Origin of the sequence: Arthrobacter sp. FW305-BF8 (genome assembly GCF_021789315.1) — a bacterium.
In the GTDB taxonomy this organism is placed as follows: Bacteria; Actinomycetota; Actinomycetes; order Actinomycetales; family Micrococcaceae; genus Arthrobacter.
The window spans coordinates 3,848,101-3,871,395 of the sequence record NZ_CP084561.1 but is presented as its reverse complement, the minus strand read 5'-3'; the positions used below and the strand labels follow the sequence as shown (position 1 = coordinate 3,871,395).

The following is a 23,295-nucleotide window of genomic DNA, read 5'->3' as shown; positions in this document are numbered from 1 at the left end:
TGCTGGCGGGGGCAGTGGAAAAACATGTGCAATTGAGCCCCCGCGCTCACTTTGCTAAAGGGACATTGGGATTTTCCTAGGCCCTGCTGCCCAACTACGTGGAACTCCACCCATTTGGGGGGTCATGAACCAGGTGTCGAACGCCCCGGCTCAGGCCTCCTGCGCGGAAGTCGGCACGATGTTGTGGTTGAGGCGGAAAAGGTTGTCGGGGTCGAAGCGGTTCTTCAGCTCCACCAGCCGGTCATAGGTGTCCGGCCCGTAGGCCTGGCGGGCGGCCTCGATGGGGTCCTGCCCGATTTCTGCCCCGAGGAAGTTGACGTACTGGCCGTGCTCGCCGAACGGCTGCATGAGGGCGTGGGCCTTCCGGGCGAACGCGCTCAGCCGCGCGTCCTCCGCGGCGTCCTGCCAGAAGCCGTAGATGTTCAGCCAGTACTTCGCCGAGCGGTTCGGAAACGCTGTAGCGTCCTCCGGCACGCGCCCGAAGGCCCCTTGCATGTGGTGGATGTCGATCCCGGTTCCGGACCATGTCACCTCAGAAGCGAAACCGGCCAGAACGTCGATGGCCACATCATCCATCCGGGAGAACGACACGTTCTTCCAGTACCCGCGGGAGCCCTTGGGAAAGAGGCTGTCCATGGCAGCCTGCCACTTCACCCAGGGGGCCGGCCCCACTTCCTCCGCGTCCGGGGGCGCGGCCTCCCGGAGCTGCGCAATCAGCTCGAGACCGGGCTGGTGGTTCTCCGAAGTCCAGGCGAGGCCGATGATCATCCACGGCTCCTCGCCCATTTCGAAGTCGGGCGGGAGCACCAGGAAGGAGATGATCGGGTTCATCTCCTCCGGCAGGTCCTGCGTCCACCGGTCGAAGGCGCTCAGCGCGCTCTTCCAGCGGGTGGGGCGGTAAAAGAGGTTTCCACCCAGCACGGCAGCCGGCAGCGGCCGGGCGCGGAAGGTGAAGGATGAGACCACCCCGAAGTTGCCGCCCCCGCCGCGCAATCCCCAGAACAGCTCGGGGTTCTGCTGTTCGCTGGCGTGCAGGTGCTCCCCGGTGGCGGTGACGACGTCGGCGCTGTCCAGGTTGTCCAGGCTCAGCCCGTTGGACCGGGTCAGCCAGCCCACCCCTCCGCCAAGTGTCAGTCCCGAAACGCCGGTGGCGCTGACCACCCCGAGCGGCACGGCCAGTCCGTGCGCGGCGGTAGCACGGTCCACGTCTGCCAGGGTCGCCCCGGGCTCCACGGTCACGAGCCGGCGTTCGACGTCGACCTCCACGTTGCGTAACTGGCCCAGATCCAGCACCAAGCCGCCGTCGACCGTCCCGTGCCCGGCAATGTTGTGCCCGCCTCCGCGGACGGCAAGCGGCAGGCCGGTGCTGCGGGCCGTGTGCAGGACGGGATCGATGTCTCCGATGGCCCCCGCCCGGATGACGGCCCGCGGACGAACGTCGATCATGCCGTTCCAGACCGCCCGCGCCTCGTCGAACAACGGATCCTGCGGTTCGATCACCTGCCCCGCCAGGTGCCTGCGCAGCTCCCGCAGGGCGCCGTCCGTTTCGCCGTCCTGCTCCGCCTGGTGCATCGTGTTCATCGGTCTCACCGTCCGGGGATAAAGTCCCGCCGCCAGGGCACTGGAACCGCTCGCGGTGTCCACAGTCTCGCGGTGTCCACAGTATAGATTCGCCCGCAGCACCGGACAACGGAAATAACCTAGGCGCCCCACCCGCAGGAGAGTAGATTACGGGTGGATTGCCCGAGACAGGAGGGCCGCAATGGGGCGGTACGTGAAAGCCGGGGAGCTCGAGATCTGGACCGAGCAGGTGGGCGAGGGCCCGGATGTCCTGCTGATCGGCGGGCTGGGGGATACGGTGGAGTCCTGGCAGTTCCAGCTGGACGGGCTCGCGGGACGCACCGCCATGCCGGAGGGGCAGCCCACCGTCGAGGCGATGGCGGACGACGCGGCTGCGGTGCTGCGGGGCCTCGGCATCTCCGCAGCGCATGTTGCAGGGTTCTCCGGCGGCAGCATCATCGCCCAGGAGCTTGCCCTGCGGTACCCGGAGCTGGTCCGCAGCCTGGTGCTCAGCAGTCCACCGGGGATTTCCTGAAGTTCCTGGCCGGCGGGTGGATCCGATGAGCCGGCCGGAACTGGGCGAGGCCGTAGCCCAGCGCATACAGGGTGCGCGCTTCGAGGTGATGCCGGAGGAATCCCACCAGCCCTTCCAGGAGATCCCTGACGTTTGGAATGCGCGCGTAGACGAGTTCTGGCAGGAGGCGATCCGGTGAGCTATACCGCGTTGAGCTATACGGCGTAGTGGACCGGGCCCGCGGTCCCGGCGGCAACCAGCGCCTCGATGCGGGTCCGCAGTTCCCTGGGCCGGAACGGCTTCGTGACGTACTCGTCGGCCCCGCGGTGCAGCGCTTCCTCGACATCCGATTCGTCGGCGCGGCCCGTCAGCATCACCACCCGGGCTGAGCTGAACTGCCGGATGCGCCGCAGGACTTCGAAGCCATCGATATCCGGAAGGCCGACGTCGACAGTAACAACGCGGGGCTGACGGCGCCGCACCAGGTCGACCCCCTCAAGCCCGCTGGCTGCGGTGTAGACGGTAAATCCCGTCTGCTCCAGGACTGCCCGCAGAAGATTTCGCATATCCGCGTCGTCCTCGACAACGACTGCCACTCCCAAGCTGGTCATGGTCAACTCCAGGTCTGGCGAATCCTTGAACCGGCCCAGCACCAGCTCTAAGTTCGCCCACACCACACGGTACAAGCGTACGAGTCTTTTTTCAGCATTAATTTTGTCGGATTCGAAAATGCGCTTTTCGTGACGTGGCTCACCCGGTCAGGACAGCACCAGCCAGATGCCGAGCGCTCCAAGCGTGACGCACGCGCCCGCGGTCCAGAAGACGGCTGCGGCATCAGGCGCCAGGCGCCCCGCCCTGATCCCTTCGACGCTGCGCCGGTAGCGCCGCCGCTGCGTCAGGTAGATGCCGCTCCCGGCCACGATGGTAAGCCCGAACATCGCCAGCACGAACGGCCCCTGGTCCGGAAGCCAGCGGAGGCAGATCGCGCTCGCGGCAATCAGCGTCAGGACGGTCCGGCCCCAGGCGAGCGCGGTGCGCTCAGGCTGCAGTCCCGGATCACCGTGGAGGGGACCGTCGTCGGGCGGGGGAGCGGTGGCCGGGTCTTCGTTCATGGTTCAGGCAAGAACGACGACGGCGATCACCACCGCCGCTGCGACGGCGCAGCCGGCGGCAAGCAGCGGACCGATCAGCGGCAGGGGCAACGGCCGGTTCGAGCGCAGGCTGCTCTCCACCCGGAGCCAGCGAATGGCGGACCCGGCGCTCAGCAGCATGCCCAGCAGGAGGAGCAGGACCGACAGGCCACGTCGGACGGGCTCCGGGAAGACGTCGGTGGTGAAGGCCTCCACCGCGATGCCTCCGGCGAGAAGGGCCAGGGACGTGCGGATCCACGCCAGGAACGTCCGCTCATTGGCCAGGGTGAAACGCGGGTCAGGCTCGGTGCCGCCGGGCAGGAGTTTTTCGGCGAACCGGCCTCTGCGAGGGTCGGGGCCGGACGGCGATGGCGGGGTGGACGGCACGGTCACAGTCTAGCCATTGCCGCTAAGTCGCCCCTGAACCTGGTCCCGCACGCGTAACAGCTGAAGTATGTCAGGACATGCCCGGGCTCGAGGGCGCCCCAAGTTTTCCCTAGGTTGCCCCGAGCAACATGAAGCCCTGTCTGTTCGCAAATGGGGGCGACGTGGACCTGTGTTCCTCACTGAATCCCGGTCTCCAATACACAGGAGGTCGGCAATGGCAGTCCTAGATGTCCACATAAACGACGGCTTCGTTCCCATGGTGGACGGATCGCTGGTCTACCACCGCGGTTTCGGGGACCGCCGCACGGCGGTCAATGACCCGGCCCCGGCGCTGGCGATGGGCCCGCGGGTCATTACGGCGAACGGACGGGTGGTGGCCAGCCGGACCTACCCGCTCGGCGCTCCCGTGCCGCCGGAGGGAAGGCCCACGCCGCTGCGGCCGGACGCGGCGTTCACCCGGCAGTTTCTTGCCCGCCGCGGATACTGGGCCAGCTTCTTCCCGCCCCGCACGCTGATCGCCGAAACGGGCAGCACCATCGAAATCATGGTCCACAACAACCTCGCGCAGCCGCATGAGATGCGGTTCCACCGCGCGGGGCGGGGCGGCGCCGACGTCGGATCCGGTCCGGTCTCGGCGGGTGCATCGAAGCTGCTGCGGTTTCCGGCGCCTTTGCCCGGGACCTACCTGTACACCGATCCGGGCAACCAGCCGGTGGAACGGACCCTCGGCCTCTACGGTGCCCTGGTGGTGATCGATCCGCGCAACGCCTGGCGGCTTGCCCCGGGCGCTGCGGAGTTCGAGCGCCAGTGGCTCTGGCTGTGCCATGACGTGGACTCAAACTGGGCGCGCATCGCCTCGAGGGGCCAGCGAGTCGATCCGGTGGCCACCCCGGCGGTCCCCGACTACTTCACCATCAACGGGTTCTCGGGCTTCCAGTCGCTGGCAGTCACCGATGACCTGGCGTTCAATGTCCGGCGGCACGAGGACACGCTGCCCTCGGGCCATCCGCGCGAGACCGACGTTCGCAACTTCAGCGCCTCCCCGTCGGCCGGGGCCATCCGCACCGGGCACCTCATGCGGATGCTCAACGCCGGCATTGTGGATCACCAGCTGCACTACCACGGCAACCACGTGTGGACCGTGCGGTCCAACGGCATCGATTTCCCACGCTCACGCGGCCGGGTGTCGGCCCAGGGCGACGTGCATCTCCAGCAGTGGGAGGACACCGTCCAGCTGCAGCCGCTGGAACGCAAGGAATCGATCCTGCCGGTCAGGCGGCCGCCGGACACTGTGGATCAGGTGTGGAACGCCAGGAACGAGGACTGGACCTACCCCATGCACTGCCACGCCGAACCGTCCCAGACAGCCCGCGGCGGCTTGTACCCCGGCGGGCTGGTGGCGGACTGGGTGCTGGCCGGCCAGCCCGCCCCCAGTGAAGGCAGTCCGCCGACGGCGGCAGACCCGCACCACACATTCCGTAGCCAGGTGGGCTTCTCGTCGGACCAGCCGCACGAGGGCAGCCCGGAAACCGAGTTTCCGCTGAAGCCCGAGGTCTTCCTCGAGATGGACTTCTTCAACAGGAAGTTCGAGTTCCCTGACGGCTCGGAACACGAGATGTGGAGCTTCGAGGGCAATAAGTTCGGCCGCCAGATCCCCGGAACCACTGTGCGGATGCAGGAGGGGGACCTGTTCCAGGCCACCCTCAAGCCCAACAAAAGGGTGCACACCATCCACTGGCACGGCATCGAGCCGGACCCCCGCAACGACGGCGTGGGCCACACGTCCTTCGAGGTGTCGGGCCACTACACCTACCAATGGAGAACCGACGTAGCTGTACGGGGCAATCCCAACCGCGGCGCGGCGGGCACCTACTTCTACCACTGCCACGTCAATACCGCGCTGCACGTCCAGATGGGGATGTTCGGCCCCATCGTCGTCGATCCCCCGCTCAACCCGGCCATGCCGGCGCCCGCCGGGACCCGGCGCCACTCGTTTGAGGGCCCGCTGTATGACATCGCCACGGAAACCCTGATCGCGCCCTATTCCATTGATCCGCGGTGGCACGAACTGAACCATGCCGCGGGGCTTAACGGAGAGGATGCGGGGCTCAACCGCTTCGAGCCAAAAAATTTCTTCCTCATCGGCGGCAACATCCCCAACCGGCCCAAAGGCGACGACGTAGTCTGGGCCATCTCCCAGATGCGGGCCAACGTGGTCCGGGGCGGCAAGTATCCCACCTTGGTGCGCATGCTGAACGTGGATTACTTCCCCACGCTGACCACCATCACGGATGCGGCGGGCAGGCCGGCCAAAATTGCCGAACTGATCGCCCACGACGGCCGGCCCTTCTGGACCACCCCCAACCCCACAGGTCCTGCGGTACAGCCGTCAATGGCGGGCCAGCCGCTCCTGACCAACGTCATCAGGTCCGGCGCCGCGGAGAAGTTCGACTTCCTGCTGCGCCCGCCGGCTGCAGGGAAATACACCATCAGCATCAAGTTCCTGCACTGGCTCACGTCGGAGGTGCTCGCCACCCGTACCGTCACGGTCAACGCGGCCTAATCGAGAGGATCAAACTGCCGGACCCGCATCCGCACCTCGGATGCGGGTCCCCGGCGTTAGCCCTGCTGCGCCGCCCATTCCTCGACCCGGCGGTTGCTTTCCTCTTCGGAGAGGTCTTCCACGCGGGTCATGATGGACCAGCGGACGCCGAAGGGGTCCCGGATGCTGGCGTAGCGGTCGCCGGAGACAAACGTGGCCACCGGCTCGCGGATCGTGGCTCCGGCCTGTGCTGCGCGCTGCACCAGGGCGTCGGCGTCCGGGCAGTAAAGGCCAAGGGAGTAGCAGTCATTTTCACCCTCCGGCGCCGGAACCAGGTGGTATTCGGGGTTGGGTTCGCCGAGCTGGAGGTGGCCGTTCCCGAAGTCGAGTTCGGCGTGGACCACCACTCCGCCCATCTCCGTAGCGCCCACCACGCGGGCGCCGAACACGTCCTGGTAGAAGGCGATCGCCTCCCTGGCGTTGGTCACGGCAAGGAACGGCGTGAGGCTGGTCAGGCCGTTCGGGATCCCCTGCGTGGTGTGCTCTCCGTGGGCGGCCGTGGCGGATTCGGTGCTTGTAGTATCTGTCATGTCAATGACGCTACGTGCCCGGCCAGCGGCGGCGCTTGGAGATTCGCGACAGTCTGAAGGGACCTATGGAGAGTTCGTTCAAGGGGATCCTTTACCCGGCCCGGCTTCCCACTTTCCACCGCCGTCCGGCCCCGGCCCCCGTGGCGGACCTCGTCCAGTGGTTCTGGATTCCCGAGTGGAACATCGGGCCCGGCCGCACCTCCCGCCAGCAGCTGATCGCGTACCCGGGCTCCAACCTCGTGGTGCAGCCTGACGGCGTGGTCTACTCCGGCCCAACCACCCGGGCCAGCTACCGGGATTTGGCTGGTCGCGGCTGGGCGGTTGGTGCGCTGCTGCGGCCAGCGGCCGTGCCGCTGTTCACCGATGATCCCGCCAGCCTGCGGGACACCGAGCTGGCCGTGGCTGCGGAAGGACTGCATCTTTCCGTTGCGGAGGCCATGGACACGCACGACGGCGATGCCCGCCGGGAGCGGGCAGTGGACGCCTTGGTGCTGTGGCTGGCTAGCTTGGCAGGGACTGGGGTGTCGGAGGAAGCGCTGCTGGCCAACCGGCTGATGGACGTCATTGGGTCGGACGCCTCTGTGGTCCGGGTGGAGGACGCGGCGTCTGCGCTGGCGGTTTCGCAGCGGACTCTGCAGCGGGTGGCCAGGAAGTACATCGGCCTCAGCCCTGCCGCGCTGATCCGCCGTCGGCGGCTTCAGGACGCTGCCGAGCGGACGCGGCAGGATCCGTCAGCGGATCTTGCAGCGATAGCTGCCGAGCTTGGGTACGCCGACCACGCACACCTGACGAATGACTTTCAGAAGTACCTCGGCTTCACCCCGAGTGCCTACAGGCGGGCGGCGGCCGGTGACGCCGACTCGGGCCGTATATAGGGCGCCCACTTGTCCAGTACTTCAACCAGTGTGGACGCTGCCTCGTCAATTTGATCCACGGCCTCGGCGCATGGGTCGCTAGTCGCGTCCTGACAGGAGGCTGCGGCGTTGGACTCGCTTAGTGGTGCGAGGGCGTTGAGTGTCTCGGTAACAAGCACCGTGAGCTCTGGCGGCGGTGACCCAAGCGCAACCATCGCGCTGATGGCACTCCTAGCCCGATTTGCAGCGTCCTGGGCATTCATAATGCACCCTCTGGCCTGTATGTGGTTGTCAGGTGTGAGACCTTCCGCGGCTTTGTTACATGAGTCGATGTTCGCTGCGTGGCCGCGCCAGGCTTTTTCGTTTTCACTAATGATGCCCGCCAACTGATCGGCCGAGGCTGCCAAACGCGGGGAGTGCGGAGGGGTTGGTTTCACCATCTGTCGGTCCACCGGTTGGTGAGTCGGTTTCGCTTGCGGAGGAGGGGATGCGCAGCCGGACAGGAGTAGGGCCGCGATGGCCAGGAGGGTTGCGTGTTGCTTCAACATGTTCTACCTCTGATGTCCTGATCCCCTCGGCACCCGGGCCGTGGCTGTTCGGATATTCCTGGGTACTGTCCACGCTTCGGGTATGGGCCGGCGGCCTGTGCAGGGAGCCGGCTGGCCATAATTGTGGAGAGCGTCGGGCGGCGACGTCTTCGACCCAGCCGATGGTTAGGAACATGATCGCCAGGAGTAGCCAGACCGCGATGAACTGGGTCCATTCGCTGTCGAGAATCCCAGGTATGGCTGTGGCGAGTGCGTCGACTTCATAAAGCCGGTCGATCACCACCACCGTGATCACCAGCAGCAGGTTGTGCCATAGATAGATCGTGATTGCCCGGTTGTTAACGAGGGCGATTGGCTTGTCCAGAAACCGAATCCGTCGGGGTAGTGCCTGCCACGACGGCGAGATCCGGAGCAGCATCGCACAGAAGCCCAGGGACCACAGGGCTTGGGCAAACGGGATGTTGTTGAGGTCCCATCCTTTGTCCTCTAGATGGTTGGCAGCCCAGAACAGACCAAGCACCATGAGCACCAAGCCAGCAGGAAAGACCACTCGTCGGGGCATCTTGAGTAAGAGGCCGTTGTACTGGGCGAAACCTAGGATCCAACAGGAACCGTAGGTGGCGAAGTCGGTGATGCCGCTGTTCGCCCAGTCCGGGAGCGGGATGACTTCGGTGCTGAGGACTGCTATTAGGCCCAGAGGTGCCAGCAGTGTTGTCCAGGGCAGCCGATGGAAGGCTTTGAGTAGCAGCGGAGACAGCAGCATGAACCAGAAATACGCCCTGATGTACCACATGCCCTCTTCTGCCTGTAACGCCCAGGAGGATTCGACGAGGCCCGCATCCGTACCGATGTTTGGTGGGAAGGGCGGGTCCCCGAGGGGTATAAACCATAGGAGCGGTTCGAACCAGGAGCCGCCGGCGCGAACAACTGGGCTCCACCCCTGCCAGAGCAGTAAGACCAAAACTGTTGCGCTGTATACCCACAGCGGCAGCAACAGGCGCCGGCTACGACTTTTGAGGACTCCAAACGCAGGGCGCTCCAGTGAGCGTGCCATCAGGGAACCCGCGAGTGCGAACATCACGCCCATCGATGGGAAAGCCACACTCAACCAGGCCGCGCCGGCGAACGAGTGATAGGCGACAACTCGGACCAAGGCGATGGCGCGCAGCAGATCCAGATATCGGTCCCTAGAGGAAGCACGTGGCGGGGTGGTAGAAGCCGGGCGCGATTCGGCGCCGAGCGATGCCTTTTCCACCGTTCCCTCTTGCGGGGACGTACTTGTTAGCACTGCCACTCCTTACGGTCGGAGCGAATTAGGCCGGATTTGGGAGAAGGCCGGGCGAGAATCATGCGCCCTGCAACACCCAGCATGCCGGGCCACAACTGCATCTCGTACCGTGAAGCAGTATGGAAACCACTGGAACCACGCTAGGACTGCCCTTGCGTGAAATCATCCGTACCGACTACTCGAATTTATGTACCTGCGGCTACCTAAGTACTTGTGGGCAAGGACGAACCGAACAGCTCCCGGGGCTCTGAAGTTTGGGAATTTCGATCTCTTCCTTTGAATAGCCTGTTAATTCCTGGCCGTCTGTAGCGCGGCCGCGCCGTCCAACTGTAACGTTCACCTCGAATCACAGAACCCTGGACGAGGCAGATGCCGAAATGCTGAAATCAGCTGTACTCAAGGCGGTGTTGCTTTGCCTGGCCTTGCCGGTCTCCGCCTGCACCAGTATTCCGGGGCGGCCCTCGGATGAGAACATCGTGCCTGATGTGTACATGACGGCCTACACGTGGTTCGACAACACACCCGCAGCCTCACCCGACATCAGTCACCCCGTACTGCATCGCGAAGCCGGCGGAACCGGAACCTACGAGGATCCTGTGACCCTCGCCGTCGGGCATTCTTTGGAGACGGGGAAGGATGTCCTGGACATTCCATCCGGCACGCGAATATATATCCCTAATGTGCGGCGATACTTCATCGTGGAAGACACGTGCGGTGACGGGCCCACTCCGGAGAATGGTCCCTGCCACTCGGGAGCGGAGAAGTACGGGGGCTCGGTCTGGATCGACATGTGGATCGGCGGCGAGGGGGAAAGCAGCTCACTAGCCCGGCGCTGTACCGGGCTGGTAACGGGTGTCCGCACCGCCGTCTTCAACCCGCGGGCCGACTATGCGGTGGCCTCGGGAAAAGGCGTGATACACAACGGCAAGTGCGACGCAGGGTACGGCGACCAACTGGCCACCAAGTAAGCCGGGTCCCGTCACGACGCGCCGGGATTTGGCCGCTTTTTGCGCCGTGATGTAACGTTTGGGTCACCGGTTGGCGCACACGACCTTCGGAACATCCCGAATGCCACTTCGTGTGGTAGGCCGCGAGGTTCCTCGCTTGGCTTCGCCTCATACCGGACCCACCTTTCGGGCAGGACTTGTTTCGCATCGGCCTGCCCGTTTCGCATCCCCCAAAGAGGATTTAGTTCCCATGCGCAGGAAATATCTGCTGTCCGCCGCCATGCTCTCGGTTCTGTTTGCCACGTCGGCGTGCGGAGCCGGAACCCCCGCCCCCAGCTCATCCCCGGCACCGGCACGGCTGGCAAATGCCGGCGTCGAGGACCGCTACAGCAGCGGGCCGGAAGTCGGCACATCACAGATAGTCGCGGCCGCGAAGGCCAGGGCCGCCAAAGCGACGAAGGTCGCGGCCGCCAAGGCAAAGAAGGTCGCCGCGGCCAAAACCAAGGCGGTGGCAGCCGCCAAAGCGACGAGAGTCGCGGCCGCCAAAGCCAAGGTGGCAGCAGCAGAGACGGCGGCAGCCCAGAAAGTGGCTGCAGCCAGGAAGGCAGCGAAGCGTGCAGCGGCACAGGCCCGCGCAGCAGCACCGGCAGGGTCCCCGAAGCGCGCCGTGCCGGCCCCTGCTGTCCCCAAGGCGGCGCCGGCGCCCATTACGCAGGCGTCCTCGGAAAAGATTGTCAGCACTGCCTTCACGACGGCCTACACGTGGTACGACAACACTCCGGCAGGATCGGCGACGATTAGCCATCCGGTGCTGCATGGGACCGCCGGCGGAACCGGCACATATGCTGACCCGGTCACTATTGCGGTAGGGCACTCACTGGCCACCGGCGAGGATGTCCTCGACGTCCCTGCCGGTACCCGGATCTACCTGCCGGACGTGCGCCGCTACTTCATTGTTGAGGACACATGCGGTGACGGAAACGATCCCGAGAACGGCCCCTGCCACCAGGGCACCAATGCCCAAGGCACCAACTCCACCATCTGGATCGACATGTGGATCGGCGGCCAGAGCACGGATGCCGGGGGCGCAGATCGCTGCGCCAGTCGCGTGACCGCCGTTCATACGGCCGTTTTCAACCCGGCGAGCAATTATGTGGTGGCGCCCGGCGAGGGTGTAATCCACGACGGAATGTGCGACGCCGGGTACGGGGACACCCTCGTCAGGCAATAGCCGGCAGGTCGGGCGGGCGCCGCGCGTGGCGTAATGGCTCCCGCTCCACCCAAACGGGTGGGGCCGGCCCACCGTCCCGTGGAACCTTCACGGAATTCCACGGAAATTCCAAGGGAAACCGGTCATGATGATTCCCTGAGTTCTGAATGTCTCAATTAGTTGGTGGTTGCCATGATTGATTCCAACCCGGTGAAAGTGCTCGTTGCCTCCAACGGGTTTCCGGACGCGCATCCACTCGACTTCCATGCCCTTGGCCTTGCAGGAGTGATCGATCGGCTGGCAGCCCGAATGCGGTCGGTGGGGCTCATGGTTGCGCTGGACGTGGGGCCTGCCGACGCCGAGATTGACAGACGAACTGCCATCCTGCTGTACAGGGCCACGGACGAGTTGTTCCGCAACATCCTGACCCACGCCGTGGCCCGCGAAGTCAGAATCCGTCTGCGGGCAGCCCCCGGCGCCGTTCAGATCTGCATACAGGATGACGGGATAGGCTTCCACGGCAGAGGCACGCTCTCAGGGGAACCGGCGGAAGGCGGACTGCGGAAACTGCACCGCGTGGTCAGTGCGGCGGGGGGCCACATGGACGTGCAGTCGAGTCCGGAAACCGGAACCTGCGTCACTGTTCAGCTGCCGCGTGACTGACCGCCGCCTGACTGAGCGTCGCGCCCGAATGTGCAGGCATCATCACTAGGTTTAGCAGCACACCCTAGGCGGCGTATCCGTTGCCCAGGACTTTGGCGAACATCCCGTTTTCCTGCTTCACGCCGCTGCAGAAGGGTGACGGACCGGAGGGCACTTCCCTGCTGTCGGAGGAAGTGCAGGCCTTGTCCCGGCTGAGTGACCACATGGACATGCGCCCAACGCCCCGCTCCAAGGCAAAGCCGTTGAGTCCCCGTGCGTCCTCGACACCCAGGACCTGGCCGCTGACATCGTTCTCACCCACCATGGGGGTGAGTCCGATCTTTTTCCAGAGCAGGGAGGGGGCAATGGGCCGGCCTGCCCGCTCATACAATGCGGTCATTTGGCGGTGAGTCGCGTTGGCAGCGCTGATGGACGCGTCCAGCATGCTTTGTCCAACTAGAAGCGGCCCGAAATTCATCGTCATGATATTGACGCCGGCAAGGTCCACTCCGGCGCGAAGCATGGTGGCAACCGTCGCCTCCGCCTCCGCGGTGAGCCCGTCAGCGGACACGGGGAGGGTCAGCCAGACTTTCAGGGGCGTGCCTTGCCCCCGGCCTGCCTGCAGCCGGGCGAGAGCGGTGGCGCGCCTTTCAGCAGCCGCGGAGTCGGGCAGCGCCCCGCCTTCGACGTCCAGATCGACGACGTCCAGCCCATAGCGGGTAATGACAGCTGCGTAAGCCCGCGTCAGGGCTTCGGTGTCAGTACAGGCGTTGGCCAGCTCAGTCCCGAGCTGGCCCCCGAATGAGACCGCGACGTCATTGCCGTCCTTTCGGTAGCGCTCGATCTGGCCGTCCAGGTCCAGCTTCCCGTTCGCCTGCTCCAGGTCGTAGAGGCCGCCCCAGGATGGTTCGCAGGGGTTCGCAGGATCGGCCACGATAAAGGACAGAACGGTGGTGGCCTGGCCATGCAGGGGCCGCTCGGCGAACCGGTGGGCAGGATCAAGGGTGAGATCAAAGTACGGTCCGAACCACGCGTGATCGCTGGCATCGCCGGTGCCGGGACTCGGCTTGTTCGCTTCCTCTTGCCTCCCGGTGACTTGCTTCCCGGTGACTCCGGACAGTACGAACGCAAGGACTACCAGGGCCGCAGCGGTTGCCCCTACTGCAAGAACTTTGAGTCCGCTCACCCGACGCAAAACATGCTCCGTCATAGACTTTGGCCTCATCCTAGTGGCTGGCAACGCGTTCGGGGCCACATGCGGCCAGGGGTTTCGGCGCGAAAGCTCCGCTGAACGTGCGGATTTTCTTGATTACCGCCATCGCTCGGGCGTCATTGGACAGGCGGGCGTAAACGGGGCCGACGGCGGCCAGGAATGCCGCCACCTGCTGTTCCGTGGCGTTTACGATCGTTCCGCCTTTTTGGCAGTAGGCCATGGCTTCGTCAGCGGTATTCATGGCTTTTGTGGCGGCCTCCCGGATCCGCGAAGCCGCTTCCTGCACGATGCGCCGCTCGTTTGCGGAGAGGCGGCCGAACGTTGCGGTATTGATGACGAGGGTATTGATTTTCGGGTACAGGGGCAGGTTGCCGGTGGTAATGGTTCCTGGCGGGAAAGACGCTGCCCGGGCGAAGGAGGATTCCGCTGCCTGGACGGCGCCACCTGCCAGTGCTTCGGCAAACAAATCTCCTGTCAATGCCCGCGGAGTGGCTCCCAATGAGCTCAGTGCTGCGTATCTGGTCGCCGACCTCGGGGCACGCACCACCTTCCCTGCGAGATCGGCCGGTGTGAGAACCGGTCCGGCGAAGGAAAACAGCCTCCGCTGTGCGTCAGGAAGGAGCGCGAGCCCCGTGAGCCCGATTTGCCTGAGGCCGTCCAGCATTCCGTCGGCCGTGTCCGGTGCGACAACCTGGCTGACCACTTCATCTGATGTGATGAGGAAAGGGGCGGACAGCGCATTGAATGACGTAACGCCCTCGGACTCCCACGTCGGCGTGGGAATCAGGGCAATGTCGAAGTCGCCGCCCTCGGTCGACTGGGCGACAGCCTGGTTCCAGGCGCTTGCTTCCTCAGCGGCAGCCTGCACCACGGGCTCGATGTGGATGGCGCCGGCGGATAGCGTGGTCACCTGCAGGGCGAACTCCTGGATCTGGCGGGCGGCACGGCTTTCCGGTCCTGCCGCGGTGGCCATGGTCAGGACAGTCGCCTCGTTCTGTTCCTGCCGCTCACCCTGCACCTGCCTGGCTGCTTGGCATCCGGAAGCCCCAAGAAGGGCGGCTATCGCTGCGGCGAGCGCAGCACCACGCCAATAGGACATTTCGGCCTCTTCCGACTTACGAGGCGGTCCGCTTCACGTGGTCAATCAAGAGGAACGCCTCTCCTTCGAAAGATACGCCCCGGCGTGGCCGCCACCAAGAGCTCCGGCTCAACTTACAGGCAATTCGCAGCCCGGAATCAGGCCTCCCTCAGACGCCTCCCTCACTACCTGCTTTTTGGCGCGTGACCTGCGGAAACGGGCAGTGGTATCTCTGAAACCAAGTAGCCACGTGGCACAGGATTCGGGTACTCACCACTCGTGCACCCCAGGCTGCCGAATTCGTAAACTTGATGCATGAACTAGCGGCCGGGGGAGCCGTCACCGCGGGTGAGGCTGGGCAGCCCAATAGGAACTCTCGAGTTGGATTGTGGACGCACATGTTAAAGCCGGCTTCAAAATCCCCCCTTCCCTCTGCTCCGGTCTCCTTCGAGCCCAGCGGCAAACGATGGCGACGGATCGTCCGCGGCGTACTGCCAGTGATTCTGATCCTCGCGTTGTGCCTCGTCTGGATCCTGCCGGGGGCCACGGCCCCGGTGTGGACAGGCAACTGAACCAGTCCTCGGGCACCGCCGCGAGCTCCTGCCACTGGCAGAGGGCCGGCGACGTCTAGGCCGGTGCCCGGTCTCAGGAGGCACCTCGTCGCCGGCCCCGTTCTGCACCGGACGGACGGAGCATCATGGGGTCATGTCCCGTGGTCCGTCCAGCCCAAAATCGAAACCGGCGAGCGGCCTGCGACTTTGGAATACAGCCACCGTTTCAAGTACAGCTTGGAAAAAGACTGCGACGACACCGTTTAAGTTGCTCCAGGCCACCAAAACTGGGGGTGGCGGGACCCGGCCCCTTGGAGTGCATTTTCCGGTGCGGTGCAGGGTGGTGGCAGGCTGGTGCGGGGCTGCGCAGACCTCGCGTTTTAGGCCTGATGTACCTGTCTTGCACCCAGGCCCTACTTGGTAAAGCTGTCCGAGTACCCGATTGTCTCCGAATGCGCAGAAAGAGTATCTCTTTGCTTGCCCGGGGAAACCATCAATTTGTAGGCTCAGTCCTGTAAGGACTCTCGGCTGGGTGTTTCCTTCCGTCTGGTTGCCAGGTGCGCCGGTTGCTGCCGCGGCAACCCGTTCAGCGCTGGGCCCGCGTGGCCGTCGGCGCTTCCGGTAACCGCCAATCGGGGAGAAGCGATGAACCAGCCAGCACACCCACGAAGAACCGTCCGGCATCACACCATAGTTCTGCTCACCGCCTTCGCCTTGTCCCTGGGTGGATCATGCGCCGTCTTCTCGCCGGCCTTCGCGCGGGAGCCGGGCCCCGCTACACCGGCTGTTGCCGCCACGGTGCCGACGGCGACGGAAGTTCCAGACGTGACGGAATCTGAGCCGGCGGCCCCGCCCGCCCCGGCAGCGGCTCCGGCAGGCGATCAGGCGGCCGCCTCCCCCGAGTCGCCGGAAGACGGCGGCCCCTTAGTCGTGGACGACTTCCCGGGAACGGACGCTGCAGCGCCGGGCGACGCTGCAGCGCCGGGCGCCGCTGCAGATGCTGCCGATGTGGATGCCGGTGCCGCAGGCGGGACCGGCAGTGCCTCGGAGGGCAAAACACATGGGGATGGGCGCTCGGCGGAGACGGGGACAATCGTCATCACCAAAACGGTTAAGGGTGTCGCAGCGCACTACAAATGGTCCTTCGACTTCGCCCTGACCCCGGACCATGGGGGGCTGCGCATGTCCAAGACGGCGTCGGGCACCGGGCCGGGGAAGAATACCGTGACCTTTGACGGGCTGGACACCGGAAGCACGTACACGCTGAAGGAAGACCGGAAACAGGGCGGCTGGTCCAGGGGAGATCTGGAGTGCGGGGGTGCTGACACGGACAGGCACAGGTCCGGTATCCGGCTCACCTTTCCCAAGCACAGTGAGAAAATCTACTGCACGGTAACCAACACCGCCCGGTCCGCAGAAGTGACGCTCACCAAGAAGGTTGCCGGAGCCGGGGCGGACCAAAAATGGTCGTTCCCCTTCACCATCGAACCGTCACCCCGCGGCGAGAAGGCAACCAAGTACGCCACCAACAGCGATCATCGAATCCACTGGGACGGGCTGGTCCCCGGGCAGCGCTACACCATCACTGAGAAGACGCCGGACGGCTGGACGGCCGGAAAGGTTCAGTGCCGGGTTCGGGGCAGCGGGCACGGCAGTCACGGCTATGAAATGGCATCCGACGGCAGGTCCGGTGCCCGCTTCATGCCGGACGCCGGCGATGACATCAAGTGCGCTGTGACCAACACCGTGAAGAAGGAACGGAACGGACGGATCGTGATCGTCAAGAACGTGCACGGGGACGACCACGTATTCCACTTCACCCGTACAAGGAGCAGCGGCCGGCAGGGCAGCGGCTCTTCGGAAAAGGGCAGGGACTTCGAGATTGAGACTCACCACGGCAAGGGCCGGAAAATCTTCAATGACGTCGAACCGGGAAAGTACACCGTGGCCGAGAAGGACTCCTACCCGGACTACGTTGCCGGCACTCCCTCCTGCACCAGCTCCGAGAAGGGCAAGGCCTGGAAGGGGACGTCGGAGCACGGGGTTGTCATCGACCTGGACCGCGGAGAAACCGTAACTTGCACGTTTGAAAATACCCAGACCGCCACGGTCATCATCGACAAGGTCACTGATCCGGCAAAGGACCCCACAAAGTTCGACTTCCTGTGGTCCCGTGACGGCCGCGTGGTCCAGGAATTCACGCTCACCGACAGGCAGGAACCGGAGGTTTTCGACGGACTGTCACCCCACCGGAAATGGCGGATCTCGGAGCCGGAGCGCTCCGGATGGAACCTCGATGACCTCACCTGCACCCAGGGCGGCGAGGACTTCAAAGGCGCCGACATCAGCGGGGGCGCTGCCACTCTGGACCTGGGTCCGGGCGATCTGGTCACTTGCACCTTCTTGAACCAGAAGAAGCATAGCGACGAAGGTTCCGGCGGAGCCGGTCCGGAACTGCCCGTCGTCGACATCCCGGAACAGCCGGAAACACCTGAAGCCGTCGTCGAGGTGCCCGAACAGCCGGTAGCCGAGATCAACGAGCTGCCGGAGACCGGCGCGCAGTCCACCAACCTCATCTGGCCGTCCGCGGCCCTGCTGCTGGCGGGCACTGTGCTGGTCGGGGCAGCGCGCCCGCGGCGTCGGGAACGCCGGCGAGCATAACCTCTCTGCCAAGAAGGGGCCACCCTCCCGGGTGGTCCCTTCTGGCGTGTAGCACTCCTGGCTTCTTCCTCGGGCCCGGCGGATTGGAAGTATCATAGGAGGGTTTGCCCGATCCAGGGGCGCGCGCCCCCGAGAGGTAACTAGTGTCAGTCGAAACAATCTCCGCATCACCCCGCCGTGCCGCCAAGGCTGCCCGGTTACCGGCAAAAACGTCGTTCAGGCCCGAGATCCAGGGCCTCCGTGCGCTGGCGGTTCTTATGGTGGTGGCCTACCACGTGTGGCTGGGCCGCGTTTCGGGCGGTGTGGACGTGTTCCTGATGGTGTCGGCGTTCCTGATGACACTGCAGTTCACGAACAAGTTCTACCGGGAACGGTCGATGGACCTCATCCGCCACTGGCTGCATCTCTTCAGGCGCCTGCTGCCGGCTTCTGCGGTGGTCATTGCGGCAACCCTGCTGGCCACGCTCATCTTCGTGCCAAAGACCCGCTGGCTTGGCATCCTGGAGCAGGGGTGGGCGTCGCTGCTGTACTTCCAGAACTGGCTGCTGAAGGCCGAGGCGGTGGACTACTACGCTGAGGACCACAGCCTGGCCAGCCCTTTCCAGCACTTCTGGTCGCTCTCCATCCAGGGGCAGATCTTCGTTCTGTGGCCCCTGATCTTTGCCGCTGCGGCGCTTGCGGCAAAGGGTTTCGGGCTGCGGTACCGGGTTCTCCTCACCTACCTGTTCAGCGGCATCTTTGTTGCCTCCTTGACCTACTCCGTCTTCTACACCTACTCCGATCAGGCGCAGGCCTACTTTGACACGGGGGCCCGGCTCTGGGAGTTCGCGCTCGGTTCACTGGTGGCGTTGGTTCTGCCCGGCCTGGACTTCTTGTCCCGGCCGGTTCGCGTGGTGCTCGGCTGGGTAGGTGTGCTGGCGATGCTCGCCTGCGGTCTGATCCTTCAGGTCCAGACTGCCTTTCCCGGATTCATCGCGCTGTGGCCCACACTGGCCGCCGCGGCCGTCATCGTGGCGGGCCAAAGCGGAAGCCGCTTCGGGGTGGATCGCATCCTCAGCTCGCGGCTCCTCATGCGGCTGGGTGACAATTCCTTCGCTCTGTATCTCTGGCACTGGCCTGTTCTTGTCATTTACCTCATCGCGTCCGGAAAGGACCACGCAGGCTGGCTGTCAGGCAGCGTGGTGGTTGCTACTTCCCTGGTTCTTGCCTTCCTGACCACGCGGTTTGTGGAGGCGCCCTGGCGCCAATGGAAATGGCCGGACAAAAGGCGCCGCCGGGGTGCCATCGCCATCGTGGCCATAGCAGCAGTGGCGGCTGTCCCGCTGGCCGGATGGCGGTATGTCCTGGACGAAGAGGATCGGGTCCTGGCCAGGGAAGCGCTGAGGAACAACCCGGGGTCCAAAGCCCTTCTTCCCGGCTATGTTGACAGGGCGGATCCCGACGCCGGAATCCTCCCGTCCGCGGCGAAACTTTCCAAGGACTGGGCGAACCTTGGTATCCGCTGCACGGGCGACATGGCGCCCGGACCGGGAGCGCTTGAAAACAAATGCAGCCAATCTAAGGAGATTGACCGGCCGGCCAAGAAGGTGCTGGTCATCGGCAATTCCCATGCCCAACAGTGGATGGGGGCGCTGAAACCCATCGCCCAGCGGAACAATTGGCAGCTGTATTCACTGCTCAGGGGTGGCTGTGTTTATGCTCCTGCCGGGGCTGACGTCAAGCCGGAATGCGCCGCATTCAACCGGGAAGTGGACCAATACCTCGACAACCGCAAACCGGACGCCATCTTCACGGTAGCCACGGCAGCCAGTCCCTCATCGCCTGAGGAAAAGCTGAATCCCGGTTATGAGGAAATGGCGCGGGCAGTCACGGCCCGGGGGATCGACGTCATAGGCATTCGCGACAACCCGCGGTTTTCGTACAGCATGTCGAACTGCGTCGTGACGAAGGGCCCCCAGGATCCCGCCTGCAACCCTCCCAGGCAAAGTGCCATGCCGGCTCAGTCGCCCTTCAGCCACCTGGTGGGGCGGATTCCAGGGCTCACGCTGCTGGATATGTCTGACAGCATCTGCACTCCAACCGCGTGCCCGGGCAAGATCGGCAATATGTTCGTTTACCTGGACAACAACCACCTCAGCGCGTCGTACGCCGCAAGCATGGCCGATGAGCTGGAAAAGAAGCTGAAGGCCGGGACAGGCTGGTAATCACCGCCGTTTGGCCGCACCGAACCCTATAGGCCGCTGGCCTTTTAAGTACGACGCCGGTGCGCAGCCCGGGTGCTCCCTCAGCGGACCGTGGTGGGGCCCGGGACCCACCGCTGCGCCGAAGCGCGGACGGCGTTCAGGTAGTTGGGCTTCTTGAAGCCCACCAGGACCCGGATGAACTTGTCCCGGTCGCTCGTGGTCAGCCGGTAGCTGGACGCCGTGGCGCCGGGGATGTTCTTCCCGTCGCGCTGCCACTGCCAGTTGACGGCGGAGGGGGCGGGGTAGGGGAGGGCCGAGGTGGCCTTCAGGACCTGGCCGGCTGCAAAGGTGCCCTTCACCACCGGCGTGGGAAGCTTCGTGAACACAGCCTGCGGCCTGATAGCACGGGAGGTCTGCGTGGCCGTGACTGTGCCGGGCCGCCTGAAGGTCACCTTGAAGGTGATCAGGCGCAACTGGTCCGATGCGGTCAGCCGGTAGGAGGATCCTGTTGCGCCCGTGATCGCCCTGCCGTCACGGAACCACTGGAAGGTTGAGGAGGCCGGAACAGGCGCGGTGAACTCCGTCCGGGCGGCCACCGTGTAGCCGGTGGCCGCGGTGCCGGTGATCCAGGGGGTGAGGCCCAGGGCGAAGTAGCCCGGCGGGGTGACCGCAGCCGAGGCGGGGCTCGCCGCCTGGACATAACGGGCGCGGTCGTAGAACGCCTTGACGGTGACCTTGTGTCCGCCGTCGGCGGCGGTGAGGCGGTATGTCGGGTCTGTGGAGATCTCCGTCAGGCGCATCCCGTCGCGGTACCAGACGTACTGCACGCTGTCGGCTGCCGGCGACGGTGCGGTGCCCGGGACCGCGGTGAGCAGCTGGCCTGCCTGGACAGTGCCCCTGATGGACGGTGCCGCCGTCGCGGTGAACCGGCCCAGAATATTCAGGCTGTCGATGGCTGCACTCTGCTGGGGGTGTCCCAGATAGTTTGCGGCCACCGGCGTGACGGTCACCCGGATGTCCTTGCCGATGTCCTGCGTGCGGACGGTATATGTGGGCGCCGTTGCCCCGGCGATGGGCGTACCTGATGGAGCGTCGAGCTGAATCCACTGGTAGCTGTAGGTGACCCCGGCGGGGGCCGGCGCCTGCACGGCGGGAGCGGACGCTGTGAGCACTGTCCCGGGGAACGCCACATAGGGGGTTCCGCTGTTCCAGGTGATGACCGGGTCAGCGACCAGCCGCAAGTGCCCTCGGATGGCCGTGCCAAAGTCCGTGGTGCCCGTCCAGGTACGGTAGCCGGGCGCAGTGATTTCTGCCCGCCCGGTGATCCTGGCCCCGAGGTCGGCTTCGGTCACCGTGTAGGCGTCACCCGTAGCCCCGGGGATCGGGGTTCCGTCACGGAACCAGGAACGGCCGGTTGCCGTAGGCACGTTCAGCGCGGGCCGCGCCCATGACACGGATCCGCCCAAATAGAGTGTGGCGCCGAGTAGGTTTTCGCCGCTGGCGCCAGCGGACCCACTGATGTAGCCAAGCACAGGCTCGGTCTCGGCGGAGGTGACCACCTCACCCGCGGAGTCGGGGCGGGCGGCCGTAATGCGAACCGAAATGCGTTTGCCGAGGTCTTCTTCGGTGATCCTGTAACCCGGGTGGGGGCTGGGAGCCACGTGCGGCATGCCGTCGCGCAGGTACTGGTAGGTCAGCGTTCCGGCCGGCGGGGCGGGTGAAAATGCGGGAGTGAGATTTAGGCTGACAGTTGGGCTGCCTTCCAGCGAAACGCTCCAGTCGGCCGTCGCGGACGCCTCCGGAGTGGGCGCCTCGGCAGTGGGCGCCTCGGTCGCAGTGATGGCAACGCCCTCTGCCGCTGCCGGCGACGCGGGGAACGCGAAGGCGAGCATTGCCAGGACGCAGGCACCTGCGAGCGCCCGCCGCGGACGTCCGGGCAGGGCAGCAAAAGTAGTCATGTGTGGTTCCCCCAAGTCAGCGTGGGGCTGAAGAGCACCACATTTCTCAGCAGAGAATATACGACGGCGATTGGCCGCGCCACGCGTGACGCGGCCAAATGACGCCTCTGCTGGGCACCTATTGGTCCGGGTTGCAGGGGGTTAGCGGGGCTCGGGCCGGGTGGCGGCGCTAAGGGAGCGGATTTTGGCGATGAGGGCCTTCGGGGCCGGGTCCTTTTCGAGCCTGGCGATGGTTGGTGCTGCTGCTGCCTTGAAGGCGGCCCACCGCGCCACACGTGACGCCGCTGGCAGTTCCAGCGCGCAACGCAGGGGCCGCTCCGAGCGTAGTTTCAGTACCGGGGTTAGTTACCAAAGGAATCATCTCCAGGTGCCCACCTATATTGCTTCTTGACCGAGGGAGGGCGCGCTCCTATTCTTAAGCAAAATTTCTTGGGCCTGCCACCATTTGGAGTCCTTGTGTCCTCATCAAAAGCGCGGAAAAAGAAAGTTAATCCTGCGGAGGCGGGTCCCCGTGTGAGGCCCTTTTGGCAGAAGCCTGTGGTCTGGATTGTGACGCTCCTCTTGGCCGCGCTCGGAGCGTCACTGACCGATTGGATCAAACCGATTTTCACCGAGCAAATCAACAAGGTTACGGAGACCGGCGATCCAGTTGCTGTCAAGGTTGTAGTTCAAAAGGCTGCTGAAGATGTGTCATTGGCACCTGATGTGCCCTTATCTCAAGAAGACCTGAATCAGCTCGAAGGCATACCCGTTCCGAAGCAAGCCGCTTGGTTGGAACAGCGCGGCGGAATAGTTGCTGGAAAAAGGTCATTGATGGTCACGGTCAGGGGGAATCGGACAGACCCGGTTCGGATCACGAACATCCGAGATGCCTCGGAATGCGCTTCGCCGGAACGGGGCACGCTGATGCGGTTGGCCTTTGGAAGGGGAGCCTCTGTGGATTCTGTCAGGATCGGAGTCAACGTCGGTGAACCAGACAAAAGCGCCTGGTGGTGGGACGACAAGAAAGAGATAGCCCGCCCCTATTTTCCGGACAAGACAATAACCCTTACAAAAAACGAAGAGCTCGTACTTAACATCGACCTATACCCCTCAGCTGAAAAAGTGTGCCGTGCACAGCTGCAAATGACAGTTGTCGGTCGGGATACCGAGCATGAACAGCAGCTACTACCGAACTCGCAGCAAGTGCCGATCATGGACGTCGAACGGCCCGAAGTGGAAAGACAGTATTCGCATGTTTATGTCGGGGGCAACGTATGCAAGAAGTTCTTGCCGGCGTCTCCCGGGTGGGAAAAAGATGCGGATCGATTCTGTGGGCCCGGAAATGCAGCTTGGGACTAGTGCTGCATCGGTGATCGGCGCCTCTGACTAGCTCCTTGTCCCGGCTCACCAGTTGACACAAGCACCCCGGCATCATTAGCACCAGACGCCTGAGTGGC

General features: G+C 64.6%; 19 protein-coding genes and 1 pseudogene. 10 read left to right on the top strand and 10 right to left on the bottom strand.

Going from position 1 to position 23,295, the window contains the following annotated elements; translation table 11 throughout:
* Positions 1–150: 150 nt before the first annotated feature.
* The gene (locus LFT45_RS17465; protein ID WP_236804862.1) at positions 151–1,581 is read right to left on the bottom strand and encodes an FAD-binding oxidoreductase; all 1,431 of its coding nucleotides are present in this window, start codon (positions 1,579–1,581) and stop codon (positions 151–153) included.
* A gap of 181 nt (positions 1,582–1,762) precedes the next feature.
* Between LFT45_RS17465 and LFT45_RS17460 the strand changes: the two genes are divergently transcribed.
* Entirely contained in the window at positions 1,763–2,095 is a 333-nt protein-coding gene (locus tag LFT45_RS17460; RefSeq protein ID WP_236804861.1) for an alpha/beta fold hydrolase, read from the top strand.
* Between the two features lie 25 nt (positions 2,096–2,120).
* Positions 2,121–2,273, top strand: coding sequence for an alpha/beta fold hydrolase (locus LFT45_RS17455; RefSeq protein ID WP_236804860.1), 153 nt, complete (start codon positions 2,121–2,123; stop codon positions 2,271–2,273).
* Positions 2,274–2,328: 55 nt separating this feature from the next.
* Here LFT45_RS17455 and LFT45_RS17450 read toward each other — a convergent pair.
* The 3 genes and pseudogenes from LFT45_RS17450 to LFT45_RS17440 all read right to left on the bottom strand — a co-directional run.
* A pseudogene (locus LFT45_RS17450) lies at positions 2,329–2,685 on the bottom strand (response regulator transcription factor); the annotation flags it as partial.
* Between the two features lie 147 nt (positions 2,686–2,832).
* Entirely contained in the window at positions 2,833–3,186 is a 354-nt protein-coding gene (locus tag LFT45_RS17445; protein ID WP_236804859.1) for a DUF202 domain-containing protein, read from the bottom strand.
* Positions 3,187–3,189: 3 nt separating this feature from the next.
* Positions 3,190–3,591: a YidH family protein gene (locus LFT45_RS17440; protein ID WP_236804858.1), complete on the bottom strand. Its 402-nt coding sequence runs from the start codon at positions 3,589–3,591 to the stop codon at positions 3,190–3,192.
* Positions 3,592–3,805: 214 nt separating this feature from the next.
* Here LFT45_RS17440 and LFT45_RS17435 point away from each other — a divergent pair, with 214 nt between their 5' ends.
* Positions 3,806–6,154, top strand: coding sequence for a multicopper oxidase domain-containing protein (locus tag LFT45_RS17435; RefSeq protein ID WP_236804857.1), 2,349 nt, complete (start codon positions 3,806–3,808; stop codon positions 6,152–6,154).
* A 56-nt stretch (positions 6,155–6,210) separates the two neighbouring features.
* Here the strand turns inward: LFT45_RS17435 and LFT45_RS17430 are convergent, their stop codons facing one another.
* Positions 6,211–6,723, bottom strand: a complete 513-nt coding sequence (locus LFT45_RS17430; RefSeq protein ID WP_236804856.1) for a VOC family protein — start codon at positions 6,721–6,723, stop codon at positions 6,211–6,213.
* A gap of 65 nt (positions 6,724–6,788) precedes the next feature.
* On the opposite strand from LFT45_RS17430, the gene LFT45_RS17425 reads away from it, so the two are divergent.
* Positions 6,789–7,598, top strand: coding sequence for an AraC family transcriptional regulator (locus tag LFT45_RS17425; protein WP_236804855.1), 810 nt, complete (start codon positions 6,789–6,791; stop codon positions 7,596–7,598).
* 348 nt (positions 7,599–7,946) lie between these two features.
* Here LFT45_RS17425 and LFT45_RS17420 read toward each other — a convergent pair whose 3' ends face one another.
* A complete protein-coding gene (locus LFT45_RS17420) occupies positions 7,947–9,380 on the bottom strand; it encodes an acyltransferase family protein (RefSeq protein WP_236804854.1) in 1,434 nt (477 codons plus the stop codon).
* 410 nt (positions 9,381–9,790) lie between these two features.
* Between LFT45_RS17420 and LFT45_RS17415 the strand changes: the two genes are divergently transcribed.
* The 3 genes from LFT45_RS17415 to LFT45_RS17405 all read left to right on the top strand — a co-directional run bounded on the left by LFT45_RS17415 (position 9,791) and on the right by LFT45_RS17405 (position 12,233).
* Positions 9,791–10,381: a hypothetical protein gene (locus LFT45_RS17415; RefSeq protein ID WP_236804853.1), complete on the top strand. Its 591-nt coding sequence runs from the start codon at positions 9,791–9,793 to the stop codon at positions 10,379–10,381.
* 229 nt (positions 10,382–10,610) lie between these two features.
* Positions 10,611–11,591 (top strand): hypothetical protein, encoded by a 981-nt coding sequence (locus tag LFT45_RS17410; protein WP_236804852.1) that lies wholly within the window; start codon positions 10,611–10,613, stop codon positions 11,589–11,591.
* A gap of 171 nt (positions 11,592–11,762) precedes the next feature.
* Positions 11,763–12,233, top strand: a complete 471-nt coding sequence (locus tag LFT45_RS17405) for a sensor histidine kinase (RefSeq protein WP_236804851.1) — start codon at positions 11,763–11,765, stop codon at positions 12,231–12,233.
* A 64-nt stretch (positions 12,234–12,297) separates the two neighbouring features.
* Here the strand turns inward: LFT45_RS17405 and LFT45_RS17400 are convergent, their stop codons facing one another.
* Complete coding sequence (locus tag LFT45_RS17400; RefSeq protein ID WP_236804850.1) at positions 12,298–13,398, bottom strand: chitinase; 1,101 nt, start codon at positions 13,396–13,398, stop codon at positions 12,298–12,300.
* 40 nt (positions 13,399–13,438) lie between these two features.
* Positions 13,439–14,524: a TRAP transporter substrate-binding protein gene (locus LFT45_RS17395; RefSeq protein ID WP_236804849.1), complete on the bottom strand. Its 1,086-nt coding sequence runs from the start codon at positions 14,522–14,524 to the stop codon at positions 13,439–13,441.
* Positions 14,525–15,879: 1,355 nt separating this feature from the next.
* Between LFT45_RS17395 and LFT45_RS17390 the strand changes: the two genes are divergently transcribed.
* Both LFT45_RS17390 and LFT45_RS17385 read left to right on the top strand, forming a co-directional pair.
* Positions 15,880–17,715: a prealbumin-like fold domain-containing protein gene (locus LFT45_RS17390; protein WP_236804848.1), complete on the top strand. Its 1,836-nt coding sequence runs from the start codon at positions 15,880–15,882 to the stop codon at positions 17,713–17,715.
* Positions 17,716–17,858: 143 nt separating this feature from the next.
* Entirely contained in the window at positions 17,859–19,919 is a 2,061-nt protein-coding gene (locus LFT45_RS17385) for an acyltransferase family protein (protein ID WP_236804847.1), read from the top strand.
* A gap of 80 nt (positions 19,920–19,999) precedes the next feature.
* Here LFT45_RS17385 and LFT45_RS17380 read toward each other — a convergent pair whose 3' ends face one another.
* Positions 20,000–21,856, bottom strand: coding sequence for a hypothetical protein (locus LFT45_RS17380; protein ID WP_236804846.1), 1,857 nt, complete (start codon positions 21,854–21,856; stop codon positions 20,000–20,002).
* Positions 21,857–21,997: 141 nt separating this feature from the next.
* The gene (locus LFT45_RS23305; RefSeq protein ID WP_272912723.1) at positions 21,998–22,129 is read right to left on the bottom strand and encodes a hypothetical protein; all 132 of its coding nucleotides are present in this window, start codon (positions 22,127–22,129) and stop codon (positions 21,998–22,000) included.
* Positions 22,130–22,312: 183 nt separating this feature from the next.
* Between LFT45_RS23305 and LFT45_RS17375 the strand changes: the two genes are divergently transcribed.
* The gene (locus LFT45_RS17375) at positions 22,313–23,197 is read left to right on the top strand and encodes a hypothetical protein (RefSeq protein WP_236804845.1); all 885 of its coding nucleotides are present in this window, start codon (positions 22,313–22,315) and stop codon (positions 23,195–23,197) included.
* Positions 23,198–23,295 lie beyond the last annotated feature (98 nt).

Coding starts and splice junctions, on each gene's coding strand:
- LFT45_RS17460 (WP_236804861.1), top strand. CDS start 1,763: ATGGGGCGGTACGTGAAAGCCGGGGAGCTCGAGATCTGGACCGAGCAG.
- LFT45_RS17395 (WP_236804849.1), bottom strand. CDS start 14,524: ATGTCCTATTGGCGTGGTGCTGCGCTCGCCGCAGCGATAGCCGCCCTT.
- LFT45_RS17410 (WP_236804852.1), top strand. CDS start 10,611: ATGCGCAGGAAATATCTGCTGTCCGCCGCCATGCTCTCGGTTCTGTTT.
- LFT45_RS17425 (WP_236804855.1), top strand. CDS start 6,789: ATGGAGAGTTCGTTCAAGGGGATCCTTTACCCGGCCCGGCTTCCCACT.
- LFT45_RS17430 (WP_236804856.1), bottom strand. CDS start 6,723: ATGACAGATACTACAAGCACCGAATCCGCCACGGCCGCCCACGGAGAG.
- LFT45_RS17445 (WP_236804859.1), bottom strand. CDS start 3,186: ATGAACGAAGACCCGGCCACCGCTCCCCCGCCCGACGACGGTCCCCTC.
- LFT45_RS17455 (WP_236804860.1), top strand. CDS start 2,121: ATGAGCCGGCCGGAACTGGGCGAGGCCGTAGCCCAGCGCATACAGGGT.
- LFT45_RS17435 (WP_236804857.1), top strand. CDS start 3,806: ATGGCAGTCCTAGATGTCCACATAAACGACGGCTTCGTTCCCATGGTG.
- LFT45_RS17380 (WP_236804846.1), bottom strand. CDS start 21,856: ATGACTACTTTTGCTGCCCTGCCCGGACGTCCGCGGCGGGCGCTCGCA.
- LFT45_RS17405 (WP_236804851.1), top strand. CDS start 11,763: ATGATTGATTCCAACCCGGTGAAAGTGCTCGTTGCCTCCAACGGGTTT.
- LFT45_RS17465 (WP_236804862.1), bottom strand. CDS start 1,581: ATGAACACGATGCACCAGGCGGAGCAGGACGGCGAAACGGACGGCGCC.
- LFT45_RS17415 (WP_236804853.1), top strand. CDS start 9,791: ATGCTGAAATCAGCTGTACTCAAGGCGGTGTTGCTTTGCCTGGCCTTG.